1 pseudogene is annotated in these 1,418 nt (G+C 47.0%); it reads left to right on the top strand.

The features are described 5' to 3' along the window. Window positions 1–143: 143 nt before the first annotated feature. Window positions 144–1,418, top strand: a pseudogene (locus A3751_RS19970) (DEAD/DEAH box helicase); the annotation flags it as partial.

Raw genomic sequence — 1,418 nt, 5'->3', positions numbered from 1 at the left:
TCCCGGAGGCTTTGCCTGCACACTTTTATCACTTAGAATGTCCAATTCGGTAAATGAGAAGTCTGCCGTCTTGAGTTTCCAACTTTAGACCTCACTAATAATATCTCATCCATAAAAACGAATTAATAACACAGTAGATCTTTATGTTTTCATCCGCACTAACGAAGCTTTTCGGAAGCAAGAATAAGCGAGAGCTTAAACGCATGGGCAAGGTTGTTGCTCTTATTAATGCTCAAGAAGAGGCGCTTGCAGCATTAGACGATGAGGCGCTAAAAGCGAAACCGCAGAATTCAAAGACCGCTTACAGAAAGGTGAGAGCCTAGATCAACTGTTACCTGATGCTTTTGCTGTCGCGCGTGAAGCGGGAAAACGCGTCATGTCTATGCGCCATTTTGACACGCAGTTGATCGGTGGTATGGCTCTGCACAATGGCAAAATTGCCGAGATGAGAACGGGCGAAGGTAAAACGTTGGTAGCGACGTTGCCTGTTTACCTCAATGCCTTAAGCGGTGAGGGCGTGCATGTTGTAACCGTCAATGATTATCTCGCTAAGCGAGACTCTAAATGGATGGAGCCACTTTATAATTTCTTGGGCCTGAGTGTGGGTGTTGTCCATTCAGGTCAGGAGCCAGCGGAAAAGAAGGCGGCTTATCAATGTGATATCACCTATGGTACGAATAACGAATTTGGTTTTGATTATCTGCGTGACAACATGGCTTTCAGCTCTGATCTGAAGTCTCAGCGGGCGTTGAACTTCGCTATCGTGGACGAAGTTGACTCTATTTTGATCGATGAGGCGCGAACGCCGTTGGTCATCTCCGGACCGACCCAAGACAGCTCCAAATTATATAAAGCGCTTCGCGCAATTGTTCCTTTGTTGACACAGGCAGAAGTGAGTGAAGACGGAAAGCCCGTCGATGACGGTCATTTTATACTGGACGAGAAAGCGAAATCTGCTGAGGTGACAGAGTCAGGATTGAGTTACCTCGAGCAAGTATTTATTGATCAAGGTTTGCTAGAAGAGGGCGACAGCCTTTACGCGCCTTCCAATTTGATTCTACTTCACCACACTGCGTCTGCGTTGCGTGCGCAACACCTGTATCACAAAGATGTAGATTACATCATTCAGGATAAACAGGTTGTTATCATAGATGAGCACACGGGTCGAACGATGGCGGGTCGTCGCTGGGGCGAGGGCTTGCATCAGGCAATTGAGGCGAAAGAAGGGTTAGCTATCCAGGCTGAGAGTCAGACTCTTGCATCAACTACGTTCCAGAATTTCTTCCGCCTTTACCAAAAGCTGGCTGGTATGACCGGAACGGCGGATACCGAAGCCTATGAGTTTAATCAAATCTACGGTCTGGATGTTGTCGTTATTCCAACCAACAAGCCAGTTGCGCGTATTGATCATAATGATC

Source organism: Oleiphilus sp. HI0080 (assembly GCF_001635135.1).
The sequence above is the reverse complement of the archived record's forward strand: the minus strand, read 5'-3'. Positions and strand labels throughout refer to the sequence as shown.